The organism is Maridesulfovibrio ferrireducens, assembly GCF_900101105.1.
In the GTDB taxonomy this organism is placed as follows: domain Bacteria; phylum Desulfobacterota; class Desulfovibrionia; order Desulfovibrionales; family Desulfovibrionaceae; genus Maridesulfovibrio; species Maridesulfovibrio ferrireducens.
Genome location: NZ_FNGA01000001.1, coordinates 632,666 through 655,068, shown reverse-complemented (window position 1 = coordinate 655,068; position 22,403 = coordinate 632,666). Strand labels below are relative to the sequence as shown.

Genomic DNA, 22,403 nt, shown 5'->3' with positions numbered 1-22,403 from the left:
ATTTCTCAGGAATTAGCTTCAACAGGTATTATAGTTTCAACTTGGATATCTTCTCCCGCCATAGCCTTCTTCCTTATTGCCCGATGATAAAAAACTAATGGAACCAGTGTGAAAACAACAACGCCTGTTAAAAGAAACCCGACATAATAAAGTGAGGGCCACATTCCTTGTGAACGAACGGCATGAGGTGGAATAAAACCGAACACAATGACAAACAGACACGTAACCATTGCTACGGTCGAAACAATCCAAATACCTATCTTGCCGCCCGGAATGGTATAGCCGCGTTTTACTTCGGGATGCGTATAGCGAAGCCGAATGGCCGCGGCAAACATCAGTAAATACATGATCAGATAAAGCTGAGCCGCCAGAGCGCTCATAAGCATAAACGCACTGCTGACTGTCGGCATGAACAGGATTACGCAAGAAAGAATAGCTGAAAGACTCGTCTGAATAATTAAAATATTTGTTGGAATTCCGTACTTGTTGGTTTTCTGCCACGATTTTGGAAGATACCCTTCCTTTGCAACTTCCCGAATCCCTTTTGAAGGGCCGACCATCCACGTCACAACCATTGTAAGCGCCCCATAAGCCAGAAGAAAACAGATAATAGGAGTCATAGACGGCATGTTATGGATTTTAAAAAGCTTATCAAAAGCCTGACACACTCCGGCACTGAGACTTACCCCGTCAGCCGGAATAACCAACGCAATTGCAAGTGATCCAAAAGTTGAAAGTAATATAATGATGAGACAGGCCGCGAAAATTGCACGGGGATAATTCTTCGCAGGATTTTTCACCTCGTTCACGTGAACCGCAGACATTTCAATGCCCAGAAATGAAACAAGCATTGCCGCAAGCAGCATAAGCTGTTGCAGGCTGTCGATATCAGGGACCAGCGCGGGCATTGAAAAAACTATTTCCGAAGGCTTACCGGACAGCACGTGGATAATTCCCAAAACAATAATCAAAATTCCGGGAATAATTGTGCCTACAATAGCACCTGAAGAACTGAAAAAAGCTGACAGCTTCATATCCCTGAAATTAAGAAAAGTAGTAACCCAGAGCGCGATCTGAATAACTCCGACAATAAACCACTTGTTTTCAGCAAGTTCCGGATTGAAAGTATAAGCTATGGCAGACGCTCCGAAAGCAAGCACTGCCGGAAACCAAGGAAGATTTTCCACCCACTGCATGAAAATGGCAACAAATCCCCACTTCGGGCCGAAAGCCTCCTTCACCCAGAGATACACACCCCCCTCGCCCTGCCAGCCGGAAGCAAGCTCCGCTGAAACCAGAGCAGAAGGAATAAAGAAACAAAGTGACGCTAAAGTAAGATAAAAAATCAATGACCAGCCATACTCAGCAAGCCCCGGCAAAGCGCGCAGCGACATAATCGCCGCAACGTTGATCATCATCAGGGTGAATACGCTTAATTTGCTCGATTTCTGTGGATTATTCAGTTCAGCCATTTATATTATTCAGCCCCGTTTATCTCAAAAAAGAGAAGTCCTCCGTATATTACGAAGGACTTCTTTTCTTGATTATTATTTTTTTACGCACATGGTTCTAAAGTACTTTTTGCCGTCGCGTTCTATACGCTCAACGCCGTGGATATCGCTTTCATATCCGGGATACACGTTCTCAAAGTTCTGACGGGTTTCCAAATATTCATAAATAGCATCAGCCTTGTCATTCAAAATTTCCCCCCCCATAATCACCGGGATACCGGGAGGATAAGGAACAACCATAACAGCTGGAATACGGCCTTTCATTTCTTTCAGTTCAACATATTCAACATTTTTGCGGACAACATTATGGTAAGCTTCCGAAGGCTTCATAGCCTGATCAGGAATTACCTGAAATGCGGCCTGCATCTTATCAAGCAGCTTGTGCTCTTTGTAATATTTATGGATGGAGTTACAATGATCTTTCAAGCCCACTCCGTCATAAGCTTCCGGGAAACTCTGCACCAGATCGGGCTGCACTTTATTCAAAGAAACGTTGCCGTCATAAAGCTCTTTAAACTTGAGCAATCCGGCCAAAAGGGAACCCTGCTTCGCCTTAGTTGTTCCCATTGAATTAAGGAGCAGGAAGGAATAGTAATCTGTTTTTTCGCAAACAATTCCGTGGTTAATAAGATAGTTAGTGACAATGGAAGCAGGTATACCTTCATCCAGCATTTCACCGTTTTCTTTCAAGCCCGGAGTTGTGAAAGTGAGCTTGATAGGATCGAGCATGGCATAATTATCTTCAATGTCATCAAATCCATGCCAGTCATCTTTTGAACTGAAAACCCACGGTTTCTGATTTTCACAAAGATACTGTGTCGGCACATCTTCAAAATTTTTGATTTCCCCGTCCTGATCAACCTTGGCGGGCTGCCACATTTCGAAGAACCAATCATTCTCATCCTTCATTTCCTTAGCAATTTTGGAAACTTTTTTGCGCAGATTAATAGCTTCCAGAATAGTATCATTCATCAAGACTTCGCCGCTGTCTTCCATCATTTTGGTTGCAACATCGAGCGAGGCTATCATGCTGTACTGAGGCGAAGTAGAGCCATGCATCATGTACGATTCATTCAACTCATCAGGATCAATTTTTACATGACTTCCGTCTCTGACATGAAGCATGGATGCCTGTGAAAATGCCATCAACAGCTTATGAGTAGAATGCGAGCAGAAAATAGGCGGATGGTTTTCATTGAGATCATCGTCGGCCATGCCGAAATGATCTTTGTAAATCGGATGAAAACGAGCGTAAGCATACCAAGCTTCATCAAAATGAAGATTCTCAACACTTTTCTGCAACTGCTTTTTGATATTGATTACGTTGTAGCAAATGCCGTCATAAGTGGAGTTGGTGAGCGCAGACATTTTTACGCTGCTCGATTTAATCTTATCAGGTATGAGTTTGTTTTCTTTAACTTTAGTTTGAATAGATTTTTCGGAAAATTCTGACAAACGGCAAGGACCGATAATTCCGCGTTTATTACGACGAGGAACCATATAAATCGGATAAGCATCGGTTATGACCATGGCGTAGTTGAGCGACTTGTGGCAGTTGCGATCAACAAAAGCAATGTCATCCCGCACCAGCTGACTGCGCCAGATAATCTGGTTTACATTTGAGGTTCCGTTAAGAACATAATAGGTCTGATCGGCACCGAACACCCGCGCTGAATTCTTTTCAGCATCGCCCACAACGCCCTCATGATCGAGCAGGGAACCAAGCTCTGGAACGGAAATGGAAAGATCGGAACGGAAAACATTTTCACCATAAAATTTGTGCATAGCAACACCGGCAGGACTTCTGAGGAACCCTTCACCGCCCATATGTCCGGGAGTATGCCAAGCGTATTTGTACGCCTCTGAATACTTAACCATTTGACCGAAAAAGACCGGATACACACTCTTTACGTACTCAATGAGCAAAGTTTCAATGCGTCCGGCAAGAAATTCAGAAGTATCGGCTGTTTTCCAAAGGCATTCATTGATCTGACGTAACACCTTCGTAGGTAAATCTTCCATTGCAGTTCGATCAGTCAGCAGGAAAATAGGGATGGTCTTATTGCGTTTACGGATTTCATCGAGAAGCAATTCAGGAGGCATTATTTCATCCGCTCTCTCTCCCTGAATATCCCAATCAATAACAACTACGCCAAGGTCTGCGCGGGACATGAAAATTTCAATAGCATCTTCATAACTGTAAGAAGGGATTACTGAGCACTCCTGCTCTCCGATAAGTTCTTCTTCTAACTCACGAAGACGAAGTCCTTCATCATTTGATGCTTCAAACTGACCGGAAACAATCAAAACAGGCCAAGAATGCTTGGTTATCTTCATCCCGCATACTCCTTTTTAATCTTTTATATTTAATGCCCTGACAAAATACTCATCCCTCATTAAAGACCTTTTTATATTAATTACAATTACATCAAATTTGGAATGATGGCTATACTATCAAAAAAAAGCCCCCATGATTTCTCATGAAGGGACTATCAACAGCAAAACAAATTCAACTGATTTAATTACATTACCAAATCAAAATTTCATATACACCTAGTTTAGTGCATTTCTAAAGTGTGTTGCCCTGCTTTTAAAGGAGTTCCTCTAAGCTCTATACCTTTCCCGGTTAATTCAGGTAGCCACCCGGCATTCAATCCCTCCGGCAATGGTGCAAGAAGGTTTTTACCCCATCGAAGCTGTTGCGGTTCACGAGACAAATGATCTGCATCCGCAAGGCTTGTTACAACCAAAAAAAATTGAATGGCATTATCGTGACCGAGATCATCTTCCCACTCAAAAAGATTACCGCTTTTCAACATCCTGTCTTCATCAAAAGTCAGCAATAAAGCCACCCGCCTGGCATCAGCTGTTGCGTGAACAAGTTTAATAAGTGATAGCCATTCATATTGCAGAGAAGCACCCACTTGAAATTCACTGATATCAATATTTTCATACAGCCATACCATACCACTGCCCATTTCACCGATCTGATCAGGTGGACCTAAATCGGCAAGAAGCTCATTCCATGAGGATTTACCCTGCTCATACTCAGCCGGATCAAAAACAATCGAATTCAAGCCTTCTTTTTTGATAATAGTACAGCCTGAAAACAAGACTAGACAAAGCAGGAGTATTGTAAAAATTTTACTCGCTCTCTGGCTCATAAGGCACGCTTTCCTTGCTAAAGCTGAAATCTTCCATAACTCCCTCGGCATCAAAAAAGAATACGGCCCGGTCGTAAACAGCCTTATCGTTGGCATAGTTGAATATAAGCAAAAAGACTCCGCCACCTTTTCTGTGCTCATGCAAATAATAAAAAACAGGCTTTTCTTTAAGAGTAATAATCTGTGAAGGAGGCCCCAAAGCTTTGATTACATCCGCCTGAGTAGTCACACCAATCTCAAAGACAGGCACATCCTTTGATCGCCATGTATTATCCACCCCGGTAGTTCGCTCATAGCTTGCACAAGCGGACAACCCGAATACGATTGAAAACAACATCACCAATGTAAATATCCGTATTTTCATTTTTGCTCCTCGTTCTTCTGCCAAATAATAACTTATAAAAAATTAAACTGTCAGTAACTTTTCATTGTTTTTAAGAAGATCAGTCAACGGCTCTCCCCAATAAATGACTTCAATATTTTGCGCTTCGATTTCTCCGACCAAACCATACATATCAGCGCAGGAACGGCACGCACTCATATTTACGCCAGCTTTTAGCGCACTTGAAATAAGTTGTTTTATTGTCTCGTTCTCAGCTGCAAGCTTTACCGAACCGCCCCAGAGAATAATGGTTACTTCCTCCCACCATCCTTTAAGTAATGAATTAACACCATACATAAATACCATTTTTTCTGCAGCTTCAACATCAGCATTAGTCCATAGAATATACAAATGTGTTTTATCGCTCATTATCACCCCCGTGTTTATGTTTTAGTTATTGCTGCTAAAGATACTTTTTTGTTATCATTTGTTTTTAAAAATACCAAAAGCAACCCTTCAGTCATAAATGAGATTAATTAATGCAAGTAAGAGAATTCAAACAGGAAGACGAAGAAAAAGTCATTGAATTATGGAAAAAATGCAATCTTGTTGCACCGTGGAATGACCCGAAAAATGATATTCGCAGAAAAATGATAATTGATCCTGATTTATTTTTGGTAGGTATATACAAAAACGAAATTGTAGCCACAGTGATGGGCGGTTACGAAGGACATAGAGGATGGATAAACTATCTGGCTGTGTCTCCAAAAGTTCAAAAAAAAGGATTTGCAAAAAAGATAATGAATTGTGTGGAAGACAGAATAAAAGCGAAGGGATGCCCTAAAATTAATCTTCAGGTCCGTAAAACAAATACTGAGGTTTTAGCTTTCTATCAAGGTCTGGGCTATGAAATTGATAACGTTATAGGATTGGGCAAGAGACTTGTTTCTGATGAGGAATAATTACACTTGATCTGTAACATCCTAAAGAAAAAGGGCTAAGCTGATTCAGCTTAACCCTTAATAAAATCTTCTACGAAGCATTCTTCTCAATGTACTCAAGAATTGATTGCGCCGAACGCTTTGAACAATTGACAGCTTCAACCACTGTCCTAGCACCGGTCACAACATCTCCAGATGCGAAAACCCCTTCCCGGGTTGTACGCCCTTCTTCATCTGTAATGACTAGACCGGTTTTGCCTACTTCAAGGCCAGATAAGTTGCCCCTCGGAGTCTGACTGACAGCAACAAACACTGAGTTTGCATCAAAATATTCCTCAGCTCCCGCAATTGTTTCGAGGCGTGTTTTACCTTGCTCATCTTCAACTTTATGCGTCTTGGCACACAATACGCGAGTATCTTCTATCTCAAGAGGAGAAGTGTAGAATTTGAACTTAACGCCATCCAGTTTAGCGTATTCATATTCGTACTTGGTAGCACTTATATCCTCTTCGCCGCGCCGATACAAAATGGTAACTTCCTCCGCCCCTTTCCGTAGTGCGGTTCGCGCCACATCCATGGCAACATTACCAGCTCCGATGACAGCAACTTTTTTACCCAATGTGTAAACATCCGGATTTTTGAGATAATTTATAGCATAGTGAACATGCCCAAGCGTTTCTCCCTTGAGACGCAACGGTCTGGGATTCCATACTCCAGTTCCGATGAAGACGGCCTGATATTCATCACGGAACAGGTCATCAATACTTATCACCGGACCAATGAGTGTATTAGGGCGAATTTTCACGCCTAATTTAAGTAATCTTTTTTTGAGTTTTTCCAAAATATCTTTAGGGAGCCGGAAGTCAGGGATGCCATACTGGAGGACACCACCAATCTTTTCTTCAGACTCGAAAATGGTCACGGCGAAACCTTTAGAAGCAAGTATAAAAGCAACAGAAATACCGGCTGGTCCCGATCCGATGATGGCTATTCGTTTGCCGTTATTCTTATTTTGAGGCTGACTTGGCTGATATTGATCCAGATAATATCTGGATACGTAATTTTCAATGTCACTCACTTGTACGGGAGAACTCTTTCGCCCGAGAATGCAGTGCCCTTCGCAAAAGTTTTCATGAGGACAAATGAGTGAACAGACTACAGAAAGTGGATTATTTCTGAAAAGTAATTCGCCAGCTCTCTGCATATCCCCATCCAGCAACGCCTTCACCATTTTATTGACCGGGGTACTGATCGGACATCCTTTAGTGCACAAAGGCCGCTTGCATTGCAGGCAGCGGCTTGCTTCTTCAATAATATGTTTTCCCATTATATTACCCCTTTTATGGCTTTAGTGGATAGCGTTGGCTTCAAGGTCCGAATTGCAAAGCAGCGGAACGGTTTCAAAAACCGTCCCGCTGCTTAATTATGAACGCTTATTGCGGGTTGATTATTTGCCGTAGTAGCAAATTCTGAACAGTTCTTTCATCTGTTCGACAGATATTTCACGAGGGTTAGTGCCGGTGCAGGGGTCGCCCACTGCGCCTTCGGAGATCATATCCAGATTTTTAAGGAAGTCTCCTTCGTCGACACCGAACTCCTTAAGAGTTGCCGGGATCTTCATGTCTGCGCTCAGGCCTTCGATAAAATTGATCAAAGAGCCCACCAGTTCTTCAGTGGAGTTGCCTGCCAAGTCAAGACGTTTGGCGGCATCGGCGTACTTTTCGCCTGCGACTTCGGCGTTGAATTTGATTACCACTGGAAGATAGATAGCATTCGCACAACCGTGTGGAATGTCAAATGTTTTACCTGTCTTGTGAGCCATGCTGTGAACAATGCCCAGAATGGCGTTAGAAAAGGACATCCCTGCGAGGCACTGTGCTACATGAATTTTAGCACGGGACTCAGTGTTACCTTTGAATGATTCAGGTAAATGTTCCTGAATCATTTCCATGGACTTTATAGCAAGACAATCAGTCAGCTCATTAGACATGGTTGAAACGTATGCTTCCAGATCATGAGTCAGTGCGTCCATACCAGTGTATGCGACCAAAGTTGCGGGCATGGTTTGAGCAAGGTCAGTATCCACGATGGCAACATCAGGAGTGATATTAAAGTCGGCGATGGGGTACTTGATGCCGTTTTTCTCATTGGTAATGACGGAGAAACAAGTGACTTCGGTTCCGGTTCCGCTGGTAGTGGGCACGGCGACGAAGTGAGCTTTCTTGCGGAGCTCCGGCAGGTTGAAAGGCTTGGCAGCTTCTTCAAAGGTAAACTCAGGATTTTCGTAGAAAATCCACATGGCCTTGGCTGCATCGATAGGGGAACCTCCGCCTACGCCTACAATCCAGTCTGGCTGGAAATCATTCATGATTTCAACACCCTTCATGACGGTAGCGACAGACGGATCGGGCTCAACGCCTTCGATCAGGATTGTTTCCATACCAGATTCTTTCAGGAACCCTTCAATCTTGTCAAGAGCGCCGTTGCGTTTGATGGAGCCTCCGCTGATGACTATTGCAGCCCTGTGCCCTTTCAAATTTTTCAACTCCGCAATAGTGCCTTCTCCAAAGTAAACTTCGCGGGGGATAGTAAATCTTGCCATTTTTAATACTCCTTAAACCTTTAATAAAAACAGTTTGCCCACTGTTGATTGTTGAGAACTTTATTAATTAGATGCGCAACAATATGAAAATTCAATAAACAGTGCAGATAAAAAAACGCATACTACATTACTCTTTTTCAAATGTGCATCAGTGAATTTTATTTCTCACCGTTGACATATGAAAAAGACAGAGAACAAAATGTGATAAATTCTTCTGTGAAAGGCTTACACATCAAAATAATCATTCTGTAAAGTACGCACTTTTCGGAAACGTAGTATGCAATTGGTGGGCAGTATACAAATGGGAACCACTACTTTAATTATTAAACCGACTACCCAAAAAGTGTGATAAATGATAAACCTACAATCATTGAGGTCGATACGCAGACGCACATCCTGTGCCGCGATTCGGTCAATATTTGATAATAAAAAAATTTGATTCCACTCATAAAAAAAAGACGAAAGGTCTATGCGGTGTAGGGGGATGGAATTTACAAGGAGAAAACATATGCCAGCGGATAGAACCAATAAAGTCAGTTGCAGCAGCTACACCCATGAACTTGAAGTCGCTTTTGAGATCTTGTCCGGTAAATGGGTGCCGCTGATCATCTGGCACCTGTCAAAAGCAGAAAACCGCCGCTTTGGTGAACTCAGGCGGCTTATGCCCAAAGTTACTCAAAAAATGCTGACCCAACAGCTACGAAATCTGGAGAGGTATGAAATTGTATACAGAGAGGAACAGCCGGGCGTTCCCCCGACTGTAGAGTATTCACTGACTGAAATGGGACGAAAACTAATTCCGCTCTTCGAAGATATGAATGCCTGGACAGTTGAATACCTGACAAGGCGGAAACCGCAGGACTAACTCCATGGCAGTTTCTTATATGGAAGACAGAATAAAAGCGCAGGGATGCCCTAAAATTAATCTTCAAGGTCCGTAAAATAAAGACTATTGATAACGTTAGCGGATTGGATAAGAGACTTATTTCTAACGATGAGTAACTATACTTTATCTGTAAGGTACTAAAAAACAAAAAGAAAAAGGGCTAAGCTGATTTAGCTTAACCCTTAAATTTCCAAGTGGTGCCGAGGGAGAGAATTGAACTCCCGACACGTGGATTTTCAGTCCACTGCTCTACCGACTGAGCTACCTCGGCGCCGATAGGTAAGTCCTATCATAACATTGATTTATGTCAACTGAGAATTTCAGCTCTAAAGAAATTTATAAGCTTACCAAAAAAACAACTCAAATTAGATTGAACTCTTCCACAATAGAAAAAGCCCTCATAATAAATTATGAGGGCTGTTCTTTACAGATGGTGCCGAGGGAGAGAATTGAACTCCCGACACGTGGATTTTCAGTCCACTGCTCTACCGACTGAGCTACCTCGGCGCCGCTGAGGAGAGATAACTAACTAAACATGCTCGCCTTGGCAAGTACTTTTTTAGTTTTCACTTAATTTTTTTCGTATTTATCCAATCCGAGCCTGATTAAGGCCTCTTCTGAGACCAGATTACGTATTCTATTGCCGTATTCTTTCTTTAACTCGGCCAGATATTCAGGATCTGTTTTACCTTTCCAGGTGGTCACTTCATTATATCTTTTCGGAATGGATATGGCGTCCGGATCATAGCCGGTATCAAAACGCACCTTCCACCGCATTGCCCGGACTCTTTCCCCGATGGTATCCATGTTCTCGGCAATTTCAGTATATCCGACAGATTTAAGGCAGGCGGAAAGCTGCTCATCATTATACACACCGCGACCGAACAGACATGCGACCATTGAAGTAATGAAAGCGCGTCCTGTTTCATCCCCGATAAGGAAATCACAGACTGCGTCAACATCCTTCTTGTCGTTTTTCTGATCCCAGGCGTATCCTCCTGAGTCCAGATGTGAATGTCTGAACCCTAGACTCTCCGCAACGTAAAAAGTCTCTCCTGTGGCATATCCCGCCATTTCCTGACCAAGTACGCATGCAAAGTCTTCTCCGCCATATTTTTTGGTGGCTACGAGAGTTCCTTTACTGAGTGCGGTGTAAAATTCATTCGCTGCCTGTCCTAGATAATTAACCGCTTTTTTATATCCTTCGGCATCACCGAAAGCGAGCGGAACAATTGTTTCTTTTTCAGTAATGATACCTTTTTCAAAAGCCTCGGTCGCCCAAGCAAGAGCAACTCCGCCCGACATGACATCAAGCCCGACTTTTTCAATTTCGTCCATTATGGCGAGGACATGAAATGCGTCCGTCACGCCAAGCATGGAGCCTGTTGCGAAAATCGGCTCGTAATCATAGGCCACCTGACGGTACATATACTGATTCTGTTCCATAAATTTTTCGCGCACAAAACCTAAATGGATACAACCGACAGGACAACCGGCACAAGCGGCATTCCTGAGCAAAGTATCATCCGCAAATTTTTCACCCGTAATTCCGGCGATGTCATCATCTTTAGTGGCCTGAAGATTACGCCAAGGCAGAGACTTAAGCTCATTAAGAACATTCAGATTCGCGGCAGTACCTAAGTTATGATATTTACTCATCATATCTGTACCGGTCATTTTTTCATAAACTTCATCAAAAACCTTTGAATAATCTTTGTTATCCGGCAATGCGAATGAACCGTCACCTTGAATAACAATACCTTTCAGATTTTTTGACCCCATCACTCCGCCGGAGCCGAGTCGACCGAAGTGACGATATGTATCGGCATTAATACAAGCCATGCCTGATAAACTTTCACCAGCAGGCCCTATGCGTAAAATAGACCGATGCCCCGATCCGGGGAACATGCGGCGCAGCAACTTACCTGTGGAAAAAACATCTTTCCCGGCCAGAAACTGAACATCTTTAACTTCAAGATGACTCATTCCAATGGAAAGACAGGACAAACGCGGAGCGCGTCCTTTGATAACAATGGCATCATAATCGGCAAAACGGATAGCAAGTGCTGAACGCCCTCCGGCATGACTTTCGGCAAACTGATCATGATACGGAGATTTAAAGGAACAAACAGTTTTGCTCATGAGCGGAAAAAGTCCGGTCAGTGCACCAATTGAAAAAATCAACGGCTGATCCGGGTCATCCCAAGGACGCTGAGCATGTCCATAAATATTGAACAGGAGCGCGCCTACCCCGCTTCCACCAGCAAATTCGTTACGTCCCTCAATCTTAGCAACCTTTCCCTTACCGGTCGCAAGATCAACCACGAGAACTCTAAAATAATCGCGAATCATAATGCGTCCTCCTTCTTTGCTCTTTTCGTGCTCTCGGATTCACGCATCTCAAGACATTCATGAGGACAGAATTTTACACATCTTCCGCAATGAATGCAGACAAACGGGCGCCCCTTAAGATCTAAATAAATAGCATCGACAGGACAGGCTTCTGCACACTTTCCACAACGTATGCACAAATCTTTTTTATATATAACTCCGCCACCTTTCTTGCGTGGCGACATAGCTTCAGTGGGACAGGCAGCTGCACAAGGCGCAGGATCACAGGCAAGACAGACTTTCGCCACAAATCCGGTAGATAACCCTCCGGAAGAGGAAATTCTGATTCCTGCGGTGTTCCATGACAGCAACTTATGCACTTGCCGCGCACACGCAAAGGAGCATGAATGACATCCTATGCATCGTTCCATATGGGCAGCAGTCAGGGTTTTCATAATAAACTCCAAGAAGTTCAATTAAACAATTTATGGATAAATTTTAATTTTTTTTCCAGCAACACAATCAGAAACAACTATTAACACAACTGAAAAAATATGAAAATTAATTTCACTCACTATTATCGCAACAAAGAGCTCTTCCTTCAAAGATTAATCAAATTACCCTTGACCTGTCGTCTCATTATTATATTATTTAATATCTAAGCAAAACAATTTAATGTGTGGCATAGGCCCCGCGTTCACAGGTAACCGGAACGGAGGAAATCATGAGAGTAGGTTCACAGATAACGGGAAAAATTATTGAGCTTTACCCTGAAATCAAAAAATTTAATCTGGATGTTGCCGCCGAATTCAGCGACGAAAAAAATGAATGGATCATCACTCTGAGCAAAGGAAAAGACACCCTCCAGACCCACATCAAAACCGGAGATGCTTTAAAATGTATCGAAGGTGAAAAATGTGTCTACTTCGGAAATCAATTAATGGGTTTTATTGACGCTTATTGCTCCGGCAGTGATGCCTGTAAGGTTTAGCATTAAAAACAAGTGGAGGACTGCTAAGCTGTCCTCCACTTGTACTTTATAACTATTTAACTTCCTGAGCCTGCGCAAGATTACCGATTCCCTTACCTTCGTATTCTTTGCCCTTAAGGTTTGCTACGAGAAGTTTGGTAAGAACTCCTTTAGGACCGAGTTCAAAGAAAGTATCTACACCGGCTTCATACTGATTGGCTATAATTTCAATCCAGCGCACTGATGAAGTCATCTGAGCACACATGATCTTTTTAATCTCTTCTGGATTTTTTTCCGGTGCAGCAGTCGCATTAAAATAAACAGGAAAGGCTGGAATATTCCAATCCATCTTCTTAAGATAAGCAGCAAATTCATCCGCTGCTTCCTGAATAAGAGGACTATGAAATGCACCGCTGACAGGCAGAACTATAGCACGTCCTTTCTTCTCTTTTATTACTACACCGGCAGCATCAAGAGCGGCTTTTTCACCACTGATCACATACTGAGCCGGAGAGTTGTAGTTTGCAATTCTAAGTTCTTTACCGGATTCACTTCTGGCGACTTCAACGGCTTCTTCAACGTCTCCCTGTGAAAGCTTAAGAACAGCGGCCATGCCATGATCCGCATTTGCGACCTGTGACATAAGCTTACCGCGCAATGATACAGCTTTTATTGTATCATTAATGCTGAGAATGCCGGATGCCCCGAGAGAAGCAAACTCACCGAGACTGTGTCCGGCTGTTGCCGCGGGAGTAAGGCTGTCTTTAAGATATAGCCAGAGTGACAGGTTTACTACTGTCAGCGCGGGCTGAAGTGCTTCGGTTTTAGACATATCCGCAGGGGAACCTTGCCAGTAAATTTCTCTTAAAGGCAGTCCACTCTCGGTTTCAGCAAATTTCCACATGTCCATTGCAACAGACCAATCTTCTGCAAGCTCACGCCCCATTCCAAGTTCCTGTGATCCCTGACCGGGGAAAAGTATTGATAAATCAGACATTATTTCTCCTTATGATTATAGTTGCATTACGGTATTTTCACCGCTGTATATAAATTATATTTTAAAATGACTGTTCTTTCTAAATAATCCGCTAAAAGCAGCTTATAAAAAGCAAATTTAGCGGATCAATTCAAGCTCTATCTTCTATATAAAATCAGGCTGAAATTTATTTTTCTTAATAAAAAGCTATAGAAAAAACCTTACACGTAAAAAACCGTATATTAAAAAAAATCAATCTTATATTGCTTTAATTTGATAAAAATGAAGTAATTTGTACAGTTGAACAACTTGAAAAACCTGAAGATACAAAATAGCAATTTACTATTATCAACAAATCTTGCGCGCAAAAAATAACTATCTAGCCCAAAACATCCGCAACCTTCGATTCAAGCTCTTCCTTATCAATAGGCTTTACGCAGTATTCATTGGCACCGTGTTTAACTGATGCACGGGCTGTTTCCAGAGTAGGATATCCAGTAAGCATGATCACTTTTATATCCGGTGATATTTCTTTCATCAGCTCCAAGACTTCCACTCCGGTCATCTTTTTAAGCTTTATGTCCAGAATCGCCAAATCAACTTTATTCTTTGCAACATGATTAAGAGCTTCTTCTTCTTCGGAAAAAACCGAAACCTCATGTCCTTTACGTTCAAGAATACGTTTCAGAAGGACTCCAGCGTCTATTACATCATCAAGAACCAAAATATTTGCCATGCTTAATGCTCCTTAAAAACTACTTAGAAAAGCATATTCCATTCAGACCCTATAAGTCGACCATCTAATTATAAAAAAAATGGCTAATTAAATAAATGCACTGAGACATATTAATTGCATTGCACCCATTGCAACCAGCTCAAAGACTGTCCAACCGAATTAGCTTTAGCGTATTCATAAAAGCGATGCAAAAACAACTCTACACAACATTGAAAAGATACCACCAATATAAAACTTTTCCTGCATAGTATCCTCCCTGCAATCAGTATATTAGAATATAACATTAAACTATCGCAACTATTAGTCTTTTAAAAATTTACCCTCTTCTATGCAACTCTCTAAAAGATATAATTTTTCTTAATAGTACATTAACTCTTTATTGCTTAAAACTTATCTTTTTATATAAAATTCACTTAATTAACTTGTTTTTATAAATTAAAAAAATCAATTTTCTCCGCATCCCTCAGTCGTAGCTTCAAAAAATAGCACCTTTCTTTAATAGACAATTGTCAAAATGTATTTTATGCGAATCACCATTCGTGCGTTTAGCACATTAATATACATATTTTTGCGGATTACGTATAATTTCTACTTAATCCGTTGTCTTTTCTCGAAAGGAGTTCAAACAAAATGCAAAAAAGAGAAACATGGGGTTCACGTTCCGGCTTTATTTTAGCCGCTGTAGGGTCTGCAATCGGGCTAGGTAACATCTGGCGTTTTCCATACATAGTTTATGAAAACGGTGGTGGTGCTTTCCTTATTCCTTACTTTGTAGCTATGCTCGCTGCGGGTATTCCCTTCATGATTCTGGAGTTTGGACTCGGTCAGAAATTCAAAGGATCAGCTCCCAAAATTTTCGCTTCCATATCTAAACGCTGGGAATGGCTCGGCTGGTGGCAGATCATGGTCGCCTTCATTATTGACACATATTATGTAGTCGTCATCGCGTGGGCCATGAATTATTTAATTCTATCATTCACGCAAGGCTGGGGGATGAACCCGAAAGATTTCTTCTATGGTGATTTTTTACATCTCAGTAATTCACCTATGGAAGTCGGTGGTATACAGTGGGCTATTTTTGCAGCAACTGCGACTGCTTGGTTCTGTACTTTTCTTGCCGTCTTTACCGGCGTTAAAAAAGGAATTGAAAGAGCTAATAAAATATTTATGCCGCTTCTTTTCCTGCTGGTTTTTATATTCATTGCCCGCGGATTAATGCTTCCCGGAGCTGCAGATGGTTTAAACTGGCTCTTCAAACCTGATTTTTCCGCACTTTTAAAAGGAAAAGTCTGGGCTGACGCTTTCGGACAGATTTTCTACAGCCTTTCAATAGGTTTTGCCATCATGCTGGCATATTCCAGTTATCTTCCAAAAAAATCTGACATCACCAATAACGCCTGTATGACTGTTTTCATCAACTGCGGGTTCAGTATGCTTTCAGGTATAATGATCTTCAGTGTTCTCGGTTACATGGCTCTACAGCAGGGTGTTCCCGTCAGTGACGTTACCAGTTCCGGTGTTGGTCTGGCATTCATTACTTTGCCGACTGCAATCAATCTGATGCCGATGCCTGTTTTCTTCGGTGTAATGTTCTTTCTGGCTCTCGTAGTTGCCGGACTGTCTTCCATGATTTCCATCACAGAAGCAGTTGTTTCAGCTATTATTGATAAACTGAACGTTACTCGTCAAAAAGCAGCAATTATTTTCTGCCTTATCGGATTCCTCATAAGTATTATGTTCACAACCGGCAGCGGACTTCTGTTGCTTGATATTGTTGACCACTTTGTGAACAACTTCGGAATACTCATCGGCGGATTTATTGAAATCATCTTCATCGCATGGTTCTGCGATCTGGACGCCCTCAGCCAGCACATTAACACCACTTCTGAATTGAAAGTCGGTGGCTTATGGAAAACCTGCCTGCGGTACATTGTGCCTGTTATGCTCGGCTTCATGGTCATCAACAACTTCATTGGTGATCTTCAGACAAACTACGGCGGATACTCAAACACAGCCATCATACTATTCGGATGGGCTGTCCTTTTTGTCTGCTCAATATTCTCAATGACATTTGCACACAAAGATTTTGCTTTTGTGAAAAAATCAGAAAACAACCACTTCCTCAAAAGGAGATAGATTATGACTACCGGCGCAATAATTATGATGGTATTCGGACTCGGCATCACCTGGGGCGGCGCAATAATCTGTTTCCGCATAGCTCTTAAGCATAAATAACCACAGTTGATATACAAGTTAAAAGGCCGCTCCAGATGGAGCGGCCTTTTTTATAATTCTATTTATATACTTATGAACTCCTTGCTAAGCTCAATCTTCAAATGATAATGTAATTCAAGACTATTAAAAAGCTTCTCTTAACCTCTTATCAGGCTGCATCTTATGTCAGAATCTCCCAAAAAATATATATATTACTCCATTACTGCATCGATAGTCACGCTGGTTCTTAAATTCTGGGCATGGCATATCACTGATTCTGTAGGCTTGCTTTCAGATGCAATGGAGACACTTGTTAACCTTTCTGCCGGTCTTTTCGCCTTAGCAGCGCTGACTCTCGCCATGAAACCGGCTGACCACGCCCATACATACGGACACGGAAAAGCAGAATATTTTTCAAGCGGCGCAGAAGGGATGCTTATATTAATTGCGGCAATAGGTATTGTTTACGCTTCCATTGAAAGATTTATCTCACCGTCAATTCCCAGTAATTTATTGACCGGTCTTCTTCTTGCCCTGCTTTCCTCAGCAGTTAATTTTGTTACCGCTAAAATTATGCTGAAGGGCGCTAAAATTCATGATTCAATTACCCTTGAAGCAGATGCTAAACATCTATTAACAGACGTATGGACTTCAATAGGTCTTGTGCTCGGACTCGGTGTTATGCTTTTCACCCCGCCATCATGGGCTATCCTTGATCCCATCATCGCAATTATAATGGCTTTGAATATTATTTTCACAGGATTCTACCTGATAAAAAAATCATACTCAGGATTGATGGATAATACCCTTCCTAAGTCGGAGCTTTCACTTATTGATAAATCTATCAGGAAATGTGCAGGAGAAGAAATTCTTTACCATGGGTTGAGAACCCGTAAGGCTGGTTCTCAGCGATTTATTGATTTTCATCTACTTTTGCCCGGCAAATCAACCATTGCCAGTTCTCATACGCTTTGCAGTGAAATTGAAGTTTGCATAAAAGACGAGCTTAAAAATTGCCACGTAACTATTCATGTTGAGCCGGAAGAAGATAAATCTTCTTATGACTGCGAAGAAACCGGCGGCTTATGCGGCTCTATTCTCAGATCAAATAATGAATAATTTTTTCACAGTGCTTAAAGAACGAACAATTAAACATACACACCAAGACGAACAGCTCGAAAGCGTACTCGTTACACCGGACGGTTCAGGACCGTTCCCCGCTGTTCTGTTAATTCATGAATATACCGGACTGAATAAAGTAACTTTAGACCACGCAAGACGACTTGCCCGTGCCGGTTACACCGTACTTGCCGCAGATTTCTACGGCCCGGATAAAATACCTAATAATATCGATGAAGCGCGCGTTATCCACAGAATTTACCGTGATGATCGGCTTTTGATGCGCAAACGAGCACAAGCATGCCTTGAAGTTCTAATTAATCAGCCTGAAACCAATTCCGCAAAAATTACAGCTCTCGGATTTTCATTCGGAGGCGGTGCTGTATTGGAACTCGCCCGTTGCAATATACAACTTAATAAACACGATGAGCAGTTAGCAGGAACAATAAACGGCGCTATCAGTGTTTACGGATATTTAGACACAACTCATCCAGCCGCACATGGACAAATCAAAGCGAAACTCCTTGCTCTTCATGTTGAAAACGACCCTGTAGTGCCCGAAAAGCACGCTGAAATGTTCGTAAAAGAAATGAATGAAGTGAAGGCTGACTGGTCGATGATACGCATTCAAAACGCCAAGCACGGCTTTGCAAACCCTGACGACACAGCTTTTGATCCCATTCTAGCTGAAAAGGCATGGGGTATTATTTTAGATACTTTTAAGAAATGGCTTTAAAACATAAAAAAGCCCCGCATATTGCGAGGCTTTCCAAATATCAATTTATAGAAATCAACTACCAACTATTCTTATGAACTCGTTCTTCTTTGTAACGATCTTTGTACTTTTGCTCTTGGTCCGGCCAGCCGATTACTATTAAACTGAGAGGTATTACTTTTTCAGGTAGATTAAAATGCTGTGAAAAAGCTTTCACCCTGTCTTCCATCGGGTAAATACCTGTCCAGACTGCGCCCAGCCCTTTTCCATGAGCTGCCAGCAGCAGATTTTGAGTAGCTGCGGCACAATCCTGCACCCAGTATCCGGGAAATTTTTCAAGACTCAAGTCACCGCAAACAAGAATACCGGCAGGCGCATGCTCCACCATTGTGGCATACTTACTATATTCCTTAACTCCAGCTAATTTTTCATGATCATCAATTACAATAAACTGCCACGGCTGTGCATTGCCCGCACTTGGCGCAACCATAGCCGCGCTGAGAAGTTCTTTAATCAATTCCTCAGAAATAGGTTTATCTTCGTACTTCCTGACACTTCTTCTAGTATGGATCGCTTCTAATACTTCCATTTTGGTTCGCTCCGGATTTTAGATTCTATCAAAATGATTAAAAATATAAACTTCAATATACATTCAAATTTTATAAGCGCAAGCCCGTATATTCATTCTTTGTGATGTTCATATTTTTTTGTAATATACTGTATTTAAACAATTACTAATATATATCTTTCTTAAACCTTTATTACTTAAAAAAAATACCAAATATTCTTGATTTTCGCTGAATTTATTATATTATAGAAATAACTACACAAGCCTTACTCATTTGGAATTGTTAGTTCAACCCCTTTGGCGGTGTCGAGCCTCCTCCCTCACCACTCGATGCCGCCATCCTTTTTGCCTTTTAACTCCATTCTTAATCCTTGACGAAGTGCTCATCCGGTATGATTCTTAATTGATCTTGAATCATAAACCGAGTTGCCACTTGAAACAGCAAGACAAAGTACAGGAATACATAAATTCACTTCTCGCCTCTCCGGTGATGGGGGATCAGGTCGTTCATCACAGAGTGATTGACGGTAATAGTGCTTTGTACGGTGAATCGCGTCATAAATGGCCTGAATCTCTTGATTGCGTTATGAATTTCAGAGAAATAGAGAATCTTTACTCTCATCAAGCAGAAGCAACTGACTACGCCCGTGCCGGAAGAAATGTCGTAGTTGCGACTCCTACCGCCAGTGGTAAAACACTTACTTATAATCTGCCTGTTCTTGAACAATGTCTGCGTAATCCTGATAACCACGCTCTTTACCTCTTTCCGCTCAAAGCTCTTGCACAGGATCAGCTTAAAACTTTCAATGAAATGACCGCCCTTCTGCCAGAAAATATCAGACCGGATGCAGCAATTTATGACGGTGACACCACACCCTATAAGCGCAAAAAAATACGCGATAATCCACCGTCTGTTATTCTTACCAATCCTGAAATGCTTCACTTATCCATCCTGCCTTATCACGAACGATGGGCACCTTTTATTGCCGGGCTTACACATATAGTTGTGGATGAAGTGCATACTTATCGAGGCGTGATGGGTTCACACATGGCTATGGTTTTTCGCAGACTGCTCAGAATATGTAACTTTTACGGAGCGACCCCTTCGTTTGTTTTTTCATCAGCAACAGTTGGCAATCCAGCCGCTCTTTGTAATTCTCTGACAGGTCTTGAAGTTACAGCAATCACTGAAAGCGGAGCCGCATCAGGAAAACGCAATTTCGTTTTTTTCAATCCTGTGGTCAGCCCTTCCAATGCAGCCATACAACTACTCAAAGCCGCACTTGCCAGAGGACTGCGAACAATAGTCTATACACAGTCCCGCAAAATGACTGAACTAATAGCTATGTGGGTGAGTGAAAAAGCCGGTAAATATCAGGATAAAATAAGTGCATACAGAGCAGGATTTCTTCCTGAGGAAAGAAGAGAAATTGAATCAAAAATGTCATCAGGCGAATTACTTGCAGTAATATCTACAAGCGCGCTTGAACTCGGAATTGATATCGGCGGACTCGATCTCTGTATTATGGTCGGCTATCCCGGATCAATTATGGCCACCTTACAAAGAGGCGGACGCGTCGGGCGCAGTAATCAGGAATCAGCGGTAATTCTTATCGGACAGGAAGACGCGCTTGATCAATATTTTATGCGCCATCCTGAAGACTTTTTCTCACGGCCGCCTGAGAACGCAGTACTCAATCCATATAACCCCGTGATTATGGAAAAACACCTCATCTGTGCAGCTTCTGAACTTACCATGCGCGAAAATGACTATCTGCTCAAAGATGATAAAATCAGAAGTAGAGTTCTTGAACTTGAGCAGGAAGGCGTACTTCTGCGAAGCAAGCGCGGCGATGAAATTTATTCCAAACGCAAAAGACCTCACCGTGAAATATCTCTACGCGGTGCCGGCGGTACCATTCACATCGAAGACTCTGATACATCAGAACCTATCGGTACCATTGACGAAGTTAAAGCATACTCCGAGGCTCACGAAGGCGCAGTGTATATTCATCGCGGCAATACATATTGCATTAAAGAACTGGATTTAGCTTCCAGAAAAATTTCAGCTGTCAAACAACGAGTTGGTTATTACACCCGCACGCGTAAAAATAAATCAACACAGATACTCGAAATATACTCTCAAAAAACAGTATTCGGCATTGTAATGCGTTTCGGTAAACTGAAAGTAACTGAACAAGTGACAGGGTATGAAAAACGAGCTGTGCGCGGCGGACAATTATTAGGAATTGTCCCGCTTGATCTGCCTCCGATTATTTTTGAAACGCAAGGGTTATGGATGGAAATTTCGTCTGAAATTAAACGCAGAGCCGAGGATGAATTCATTCATTTCATGGGCGGTATTCATGCTGTGGAACATGCCGCAATCGGAATTCTTCCTTTAATGGTTCTCACTGACCGCAACGATTTAGGCGGAATTTCAACCCCCATGCACGAGCAGGTGGATGGTCCGGCAGTGTTTATTTATGATGGCATTCCCGGTGGTGCAGGGCTGACTATGCAGGCTTTCGAACATGCAGAGGAACTACTTGAACGGACCTTACAAATAGTTTTAGACTGTGAATGCGAACTTGGCTGCCCGACATGCGTGCATTCTCCGAAATGCGGATCAGGTAATCGTCCTATCGATAAGAGTGCCGCGATTTTTGTTCTGCAAAATATGATACATGGTGAAACACCTAAAAATATTGAGGATATAAATATGCTTCTCAGACCTTTCGGCGAAGAAATTAAAAAGGAAGTTATTGAACCGAAAAATTTCGGAGTTCTTGATGTTGAAACAAGACGCTCAGCTCAAGAAGTTGGCGGCTGGAATAAAGCTGAACGCATGGGTATCTCAATCGCGGTTCTCTATGATTCTGACGAAGATAAATTCTTCGAATATGAAGAACATCAAATACCGGAAATGATAGATCGCCTTCAAAAACTAGACCTGATAATCGGCTTTAATATCGATAGGTTTGATTACAAAGTGCTCTCAGGAGTACATGCTTTTCATTACAAAGGTTTACCCACTCTGGATTTGCTTATAAAAGTACACGAAAAGCTGGGATATAGACTGAAACTTGATAACATCGCGCAGGCAACATTAGACACAGCTAAAAGCGCAGATGGATTACAAGCTCTGGAATGGTGGAAAGAAGGAAGGCTGGATCTCATTACTGATTATTGCAAACAGGATGTTGCTGTAACCAGAGATGTTTATCTATTCGGGAAAGAAAACGGGTATGTACTTTTCACTAATAAAGATAAGAAAAAAGTGCGGTTGCCGGTGGATTGGTAAAGAAAAAAAATGGTGGCGGGATATTTTTTCTTAAAGATTAAATA

General features: G+C 42.0%; 20 protein-coding genes and 2 tRNA genes. 8 read left to right on the top strand and 14 right to left on the bottom strand.

The features are described 5' to 3' along the window. Nucleotides 1–5: 5 nt before the first annotated feature. The 5 genes from BLT41_RS02910 to BLT41_RS02890 form a co-directional block, all read right to left on the bottom strand. On the bottom strand, nucleotides 6–1,472 hold the full coding sequence (locus tag BLT41_RS02910; RefSeq protein ID WP_092158068.1) for an amino acid permease: 1,467 nt from the start codon (nucleotides 1,470–1,472) through the stop codon (nucleotides 6–8). Nucleotides 1,473–1,547: 75 nt separating this feature from the next. Further along, a complete protein-coding gene (locus BLT41_RS02905) occupies nucleotides 1,548–3,848 on the bottom strand; it encodes an Orn/Lys/Arg family decarboxylase (RefSeq protein ID WP_092158066.1) in 2,301 nt (766 codons plus the stop codon). A gap of 221 nt (nucleotides 3,849–4,069) precedes the next feature. After that, nucleotides 4,070–4,675: a hypothetical protein gene (locus BLT41_RS02900; RefSeq protein ID WP_092158065.1), complete on the bottom strand. Its 606-nt coding sequence runs from the start codon at nucleotides 4,673–4,675 to the stop codon at nucleotides 4,070–4,072. Further along, on the bottom strand, nucleotides 4,656–5,039 hold the full coding sequence (locus BLT41_RS02895; RefSeq protein ID WP_092158064.1) for a hypothetical protein: 384 nt from the start codon (nucleotides 5,037–5,039) through the stop codon (nucleotides 4,656–4,658). Before BLT41_RS02895 ends, BLT41_RS02900 begins: the two co-directional genes overlap by 20 nt. A gap of 42 nt (nucleotides 5,040–5,081) precedes the next feature. Then, entirely contained in the window at nucleotides 5,082–5,426 is a 345-nt protein-coding gene (locus BLT41_RS02890) for a DsrE family protein (RefSeq protein WP_092158063.1), read from the bottom strand. 110 nt (nucleotides 5,427–5,536) lie between these two features. Here BLT41_RS02890 and BLT41_RS02885 point away from each other — a divergent pair, with 110 nt between their 5' ends. Beyond that, the gene (locus tag BLT41_RS02885) at nucleotides 5,537–5,959 is read left to right on the top strand and encodes a GNAT family acetyltransferase (RefSeq protein ID WP_092158062.1); all 423 of its coding nucleotides are present in this window, start codon (nucleotides 5,537–5,539) and stop codon (nucleotides 5,957–5,959) included. Nucleotides 5,960–6,029: 70 nt separating this feature from the next. On the opposite strand, the gene BLT41_RS02880 is transcribed toward BLT41_RS02885, so the two are convergent. Next, a complete protein-coding gene (locus BLT41_RS02880; protein WP_092158061.1) occupies nucleotides 6,030–7,265 on the bottom strand; it encodes an NAD(P)-dependent oxidoreductase in 1,236 nt (411 codons plus the stop codon). Between the two features lie 120 nt (nucleotides 7,266–7,385). Beyond that, nucleotides 7,386–8,540, bottom strand: coding sequence for an iron-containing alcohol dehydrogenase (locus BLT41_RS02875; RefSeq protein ID WP_092158060.1), 1,155 nt, complete (start codon nucleotides 8,538–8,540; stop codon nucleotides 7,386–7,388). A 508-nt stretch (nucleotides 8,541–9,048) separates the two neighbouring features. On the opposite strand from BLT41_RS02875, the gene BLT41_RS02870 reads away from it, so the two are divergent. After that, complete coding sequence (locus BLT41_RS02870; RefSeq protein ID WP_092158059.1) at nucleotides 9,049–9,405, top strand: winged helix-turn-helix transcriptional regulator; 357 nt, start codon at nucleotides 9,049–9,051, stop codon at nucleotides 9,403–9,405. A gap of 216 nt (nucleotides 9,406–9,621) precedes the next feature. Here the strand turns inward: BLT41_RS02870 and BLT41_RS02865 are convergent. The 4 genes from BLT41_RS02865 to BLT41_RS02850 all read right to left on the bottom strand — a co-directional run bounded on the left by BLT41_RS02865 (nucleotide 9,622) and on the right by BLT41_RS02850 (nucleotide 12,212). Continuing rightward, nucleotides 9,622–9,697: transfer RNA gene (locus BLT41_RS02865), tRNA-Phe, on the bottom strand. Nucleotides 9,698–9,857: 160 nt separating this feature from the next. Continuing rightward, nucleotides 9,858–9,933: transfer RNA gene (locus tag BLT41_RS02860), tRNA-Phe, on the bottom strand. A gap of 63 nt (nucleotides 9,934–9,996) precedes the next feature. Then, nucleotides 9,997–11,778, bottom strand: a complete 1,782-nt coding sequence (locus BLT41_RS02855) for an aldehyde ferredoxin oxidoreductase N-terminal domain-containing protein (RefSeq protein ID WP_092158057.1) — start codon at nucleotides 11,776–11,778, stop codon at nucleotides 9,997–9,999. Further along, nucleotides 11,775–12,212: a 4Fe-4S binding protein gene (locus BLT41_RS02850; protein WP_092158055.1), complete on the bottom strand. Its 438-nt coding sequence runs from the start codon at nucleotides 12,210–12,212 to the stop codon at nucleotides 11,775–11,777. Before BLT41_RS02850 ends, BLT41_RS02855 begins: the two co-directional genes overlap by 4 nt. Before the next feature lie 269 nt (nucleotides 12,213–12,481). Between BLT41_RS02850 and BLT41_RS02845 the strand changes: the two genes are divergently transcribed. Further along, nucleotides 12,482–12,748, top strand: a complete 267-nt coding sequence (locus tag BLT41_RS02845; protein ID WP_092158052.1) for a hypothetical protein — start codon at nucleotides 12,482–12,484, stop codon at nucleotides 12,746–12,748. 52 nt (nucleotides 12,749–12,800) lie between these two features. Here the strand turns inward: BLT41_RS02845 and BLT41_RS02840 are convergent, their stop codons facing one another. Both BLT41_RS02840 and BLT41_RS02835 read right to left on the bottom strand, forming a co-directional pair. Continuing rightward, nucleotides 12,801–13,724 (bottom strand): ACP S-malonyltransferase, encoded by a 924-nt coding sequence (locus BLT41_RS02840; RefSeq protein ID WP_092158050.1) that lies wholly within the window; start codon nucleotides 13,722–13,724, stop codon nucleotides 12,801–12,803. A gap of 358 nt (nucleotides 13,725–14,082) precedes the next feature. Continuing rightward, nucleotides 14,083–14,439 (bottom strand): response regulator, encoded by a 357-nt coding sequence (locus BLT41_RS02835; protein ID WP_092158048.1) that lies wholly within the window; start codon nucleotides 14,437–14,439, stop codon nucleotides 14,083–14,085. A gap of 630 nt (nucleotides 14,440–15,069) precedes the next feature. Here BLT41_RS02835 and BLT41_RS02830 point away from each other — a divergent pair. From BLT41_RS02830 to BLT41_RS02820, 4 genes are all read left to right on the top strand, one after another. Further along, the gene (locus BLT41_RS02830; protein WP_092158046.1) at nucleotides 15,070–16,575 is read left to right on the top strand and encodes a sodium-dependent transporter; all 1,506 of its coding nucleotides are present in this window, start codon (nucleotides 15,070–15,072) and stop codon (nucleotides 16,573–16,575) included. A 3-nt stretch (nucleotides 16,576–16,578) separates the two neighbouring features. Next, nucleotides 16,579–16,674, top strand: a complete 96-nt coding sequence (locus BLT41_RS17285; RefSeq protein WP_139167319.1) for a MetS family NSS transporter small subunit — start codon at nucleotides 16,579–16,581, stop codon at nucleotides 16,672–16,674. A 162-nt stretch (nucleotides 16,675–16,836) separates the two neighbouring features. Next, nucleotides 16,837–17,772: a cation diffusion facilitator family transporter gene (locus BLT41_RS02825; protein WP_092158044.1), complete on the top strand. Its 936-nt coding sequence runs from the start codon at nucleotides 16,837–16,839 to the stop codon at nucleotides 17,770–17,772. Next, nucleotides 17,765–18,508, top strand: a complete 744-nt coding sequence (locus tag BLT41_RS02820; RefSeq protein ID WP_244512180.1) for a dienelactone hydrolase family protein — start codon at nucleotides 17,765–17,767, stop codon at nucleotides 18,506–18,508. Before BLT41_RS02825 ends, BLT41_RS02820 begins: the two co-directional genes overlap by 8 nt. A gap of 58 nt (nucleotides 18,509–18,566) precedes the next feature. On the opposite strand, the gene BLT41_RS02815 is transcribed toward BLT41_RS02820, so the two are convergent. Continuing rightward, nucleotides 18,567–19,076: a nitroreductase family protein gene (locus BLT41_RS02815; protein WP_092158042.1), complete on the bottom strand. Its 510-nt coding sequence runs from the start codon at nucleotides 19,074–19,076 to the stop codon at nucleotides 18,567–18,569. A gap of 469 nt (nucleotides 19,077–19,545) precedes the next feature. Here BLT41_RS02815 and BLT41_RS02810 point away from each other — a divergent pair, with 469 nt between their 5' ends. After that, on the top strand, nucleotides 19,546–22,359 hold the full coding sequence (locus BLT41_RS02810; protein ID WP_092158808.1) for a DEAD/DEAH box helicase: 2,814 nt from the start codon (nucleotides 19,546–19,548) through the stop codon (nucleotides 22,357–22,359). Nucleotides 22,360–22,403: the final 44 nt, after the last annotated feature.